The organism is Roseiarcus sp. (assembly GCF_052145395.1).
Taxonomy (GTDB): domain Bacteria; phylum Pseudomonadota; class Alphaproteobacteria; order Rhizobiales; family Beijerinckiaceae; genus Roseiarcus.
In genome coordinates, this window is sequence record NZ_JBKQOT010000621.1 from 1 (window position 1) to 4,167 (window position 4,167).

A 4,167-nucleotide genomic window follows, 5' to 3' on the forward strand; every position below is an offset into this window, starting at 1 on the left:
GCCGGATTAGGTGCTGCGCGACATGGGCGCGCGGCCGTGCAAGCTCGCCGAGAAACGTCAGGCCGCCAGCGTAGAGCGCTCGTTGGCCCAACGGCGGGAGCGGCCGGGATAGCGGACGTACAAGGCCGCCAGGGAAGGCTTGGTGTCCGCCCGAAGCGGCCCTACGCCAAGCGCTCCATCAGCGCCTGAGCTTCGGCGATCTCGGGCATCTCGGGCGTCGGCGCGAAGCCTTCGAGCGCGGGGGCGAGGACGGCCCGCGCTTCCGCTGCGCGGCCGGTCGAATGGCGGAGTTTGGCAAGCGAGAGCGCGGCGCGTAGGCCAAAGATGCGCGCGCCTTGCTCGTGCGCAATCGCGATGGCTTTCCAAAAGGCGTCCTCGGCCAGCTCGGAACCGGCGCCATCGCGCCTCAGCAGGAATTCGCCCTTGTGGCGCAGCAGAACCGAATCCGACCAATGCTCACCGGTCTCTTTCGCGAGCGAAAGCCCGGCGTCGACCGAAGCCAAAGCCTCCTCCACGCGTCCGTTCCTGGCTTCAAGGTCGGCCTTCAAAGCGAGTAAGAATGGCCCCCCGAACCTGTTGCCTGCTTGGAGGACGTCGGCGAGGGTCTTCCGGAGATCGCCCAAGCACGCCTCTCCACCAAAGAGAGCGCCCTGCGCCCAAGACGAAAACATATTCGCGTACGACAGATAGAGCGCCAACTGTTGCTGATCGGCGACCTGAATGCATGTCTGGCTGGCGCCGAGCACCGCTTGCGCGTCTCCGCGAATCGCCTCGATCCAAGCCCGGAACACGTTTACGTTGAGCTTCGTCACTGCGTGGGCCGAGTCGCCGCCCTCGCGAACCGCGCGTTCGATCAGCTCTCGGGCCTCTTCCAAATCGCCGAGCAGCCATGACGCTAGCGCTGCATATGAAGTCGCGGAAACTCTGCCGCCGCCGAACCTGCGACGCGATTCAATGTCCTCCTCAGACGAATCGTCAGACAACGCCCGCCTGATGTGGTCACGAGCGAGCTCCAGGCGGCCCTGCATGATTAATGACAAGGCGAGGATGCGAAGCGCGGCGCGGCGATCCACCGGGCGACCGTCGGACTCCGCCGCCCGAAGGAATGTTTCGGCGATCTCATGGGCAGAGGCTACGTCGCCTCGGATGAATCTGCGCCAGAACTCCGCGTGATAGACTACGGCGCTGTCAACGTCCTCCGACGATTGCGCTGCCAACTCGCCGGCGCGTGAAAAGGCGGCTGCTGTCTCCTGGGCTGCAAATCCTTTCGACCACATGAGGGCTTGTCCAAAGTCGGTCTGCAGCTTCAGTCGCTGTCCCGGCGCTATTGCCGCCGCGGCCTGCCCCTCCCTGTCCGCCATTTCGATCGCCTTGCCGAGATGGGCGATGGCTTCCTGGAAGGCTGAGCGGCGGAGCGCGGCGTCGCCGGCCCTGCCCCACCATTCGATGGCAGGCTCCATGTCGCCGGCCTGGGAGAAATGATGCGCGACGAGCTCGGGCTGCGGGTCGGGCGCGGCGATGAGCGCCTCGGCCGCGCGGCGATGCAGCGCCTGGCGGCGGCTCTTGAGCAGGTTGTCGTAAGCCGCGTCCTGGATGAGGGCATGCTTGAAGCGATAGGTCGCCACTGGCGCGTGGCCCTCGACGAATAGGAGGTCGGCTTCGACGAGCCGATCGAGCGCCGATTGTAGGGCGGCCTCGCTGAGGCCGCCGCCGTGAGTGACGGCGGTTGCAGACGCGACCGCGCTGAGCAGCCGATACGAAAACTCCCGCCCGAGCACCGCGCCGATCTGCGCAACCTCGCGGGCGTCGCCGATGCGATCGAGGCGAGCCGCGAGCGACTGCTGCAAGGTGGGCGGGATCGCCTGCGCGCCGCCCGCGTCTCCGCGCTCGAGCAGGAGCCTTGTCACCTCCTCGACGAACAGCGGCACGCCGCCGGTCCGGTCGGCGACGCCGTTGAGCACCTCGTTCGAGAGCGCATGCCGCTCCGCGATCGCGCCGACCATGGCTCGAATCTCCGCGCGGTTGAGCGGAACGAGCGAGACGACGCCATGATGCGAGCGCGTCGCCCAGGGCGCGCGGAATTCCGGCCGCATCGTCGCGACGACGAAGAGCGGCGCGGTGGCGGCGCGCTCGGCGAGGCGCTCCATGAGATCGAGCGTAGTCGGGTCGGCCCAGTGTAGGTCCTCGACCGCCAGCACGAGGGCCTGCGCGCGCGCGCCGGCCATGACTAAGGCCGCGATGGCGGCGAGCTGGCGGCTGCGCATCTCGTCGGGCGCGAGCTTTGGCGCGCGCGCTTCGGCCAGAGGGATGTCAAGCAAAGGTGCCAACAGAGGGACATTTTCGGCCGGATCGAGCTTCACCGCAGCGAGCGTCTGCTCGAGATCGGCGAGGCGCTTTTCGGGCGCGACCTCGGGCCCTCCGAACCGCAGCCGTCCCCATTCGACGAGGGGATGAAGCGGTGTGTTCTGCATGAGTTGCGACGAGGCCCATTCGACCCAGGTGTGGGGTCTCGCACCGAGCCGGGCGCGGAACTCCTCGATTAGCCGCGACTTGCCGATGCCCGGCTCGCCGACAATCTGCACGAACTGGCCCTCGCCGCTTCTAGCCCGCTCCCAGCAGCGCATGAGGAGCGCCAGGTCCTCCTCGCGGCCGACGAAGGGGGTGAGCGCGCGCGATCCGCCCCGCCTTCTGCCCCCGCTTGCGCGCACGAGACGGTAGAGGGTCACCGGCCCCGACACGCCCTTCAAGTCGTGCGCGCCCCTGTCCTCGGCGACGAAGAGGCCCGCGATCTGCCGCTGCACCGCGGCGGTGACGAACACGCTTCCGGGCTCGGCCGCCGTTTGCGCGCGGGCGGCGACGTTCGGCGCGTCGCCGTACACTTCGCCTGCGGCGTCGACCACAACCAGCCCCATGTCGAGGCCAATGCGGGCGGCGAGTTTTGGAATGCCCCTACCCTCGTGCATCGCGTTGAGCGCCTCGAGCGCCCGAAGGATCGCGAGCGCCGCGCGGACCGCGCGTTCGGTGTCGTTCTCCTCGGCGTGCGGGTAGCCGAATAGCGCCATGATGCCGTCGCCGAGTTTTTGCAGGACATGCCCGCCGTATCGCGTGACGGCCTCTGAGGCCGCGTCGACATACGCGCCGGCGAGATCCCGCCAGTCCTCCGCGTCGAGCTTGGCCGCGAGCGCGGTCGAGCCGACAAGGTCGCAGAAAAGCACCGTGATCGGGCGGCGCTCAGCGGCGACATGGCTGGTCTTTCGGGCCGGCGCTGGGGCGGGAGGAGGCGGCGAAGCCCACGCAGCGGGCGGGGGCGACCGCGGAAGGCTCAGCCCGGCGATCGCTTTCAAGAGTCGCTTGCGATCGCCAAGGGCCACGCCGATCTGAGCAAGGTCGCCATCGGTCAGATCAGGCAAAACGTCCAGGTCGAGCGCATGCTCGCGGAAGGCTTTCTCGTACCTTCCGAGGCCTTGATTGCGAAGCCAGTCCCCGACGTCCATGACCGCCTCCGATGGACCCGCGTAGATCATCACCCAGCGTCTGGGCGGTGTAAAGGAAGGCGTACCGGCATGGGGAGCATTCCGGGCGCGCCTTGCCGCGGGCGCGACAGTCCTTCCATTTGAAGGACATCGAAAGCTCCTGTCTCGCATGGGGGTTGAACCCCAAGATCGCGAGACAGGCCCGAGCCTTCGCGTTGTCCTTCAGTTCCCGCCGTCGCCCGGCCGCAACGGCCTGCGGCTACGCCGCGAGGCAGGTGTTTGATTTGCCCGAGCCGAAGCCGCTGAACGTCACGGAACATCGCGCGCACACCTGCGACTGTGCCGCCTGCGGCGCCGCGACGCGAGCGGACTTTCCCGCAGGCGTCAACGCGCCCGTGCAATATGGGGCCAGGATCGCCGCCTTCGTGGTCTATCTGCTGCACCATCAGTTGCTGCCCGAAGCGCGCCTCGTCGCCCTCATGGCCGATCTGTTCGGCGTGAAGCTTTCCGCGGCGACCCTCGCGGCCATGAGCAGCGCCTGCGCCCGGCGGCTGAAGGGTCTGGTCGAGACGATCCGCGATCACATCGCTGGCGCGCCGGTCAACACATGGACGAGACCGGCTTTCGGGTCGGCGGCAAGACACAGTGGCTGCATGTCGCCTGCACGACGCTGCTGACCTTCTACCGCGTCTGC

General features: G+C 67.9%; 2 protein-coding genes. One reads left to right on the top strand and one right to left on the bottom strand.

Annotated features, from left to right (window positions below; genetic code table 11):
• Window positions 1–161 precede the first annotated feature (161 nt).
• A complete protein-coding gene (locus tag ACLP25_RS21350; protein ID WP_442471156.1) occupies window positions 162–3,494 on the bottom strand; it encodes an AAA family ATPase in 3,333 nt (1,110 codons plus the stop codon).
• Between the two features lie 194 nt (window positions 3,495–3,688).
• Here ACLP25_RS21350 and ACLP25_RS21355 point away from each other — a divergent pair, with 194 nt between their 5' ends.
• Window positions 3,689–4,150, top strand: a complete 462-nt coding sequence (locus ACLP25_RS21355; RefSeq protein WP_442471157.1) for an IS66 family transposase — start codon at window positions 3,689–3,691, stop codon at window positions 4,148–4,150.
• The last annotated feature ends 17 nt before the right edge of the window (window positions 4,151–4,167 follow it).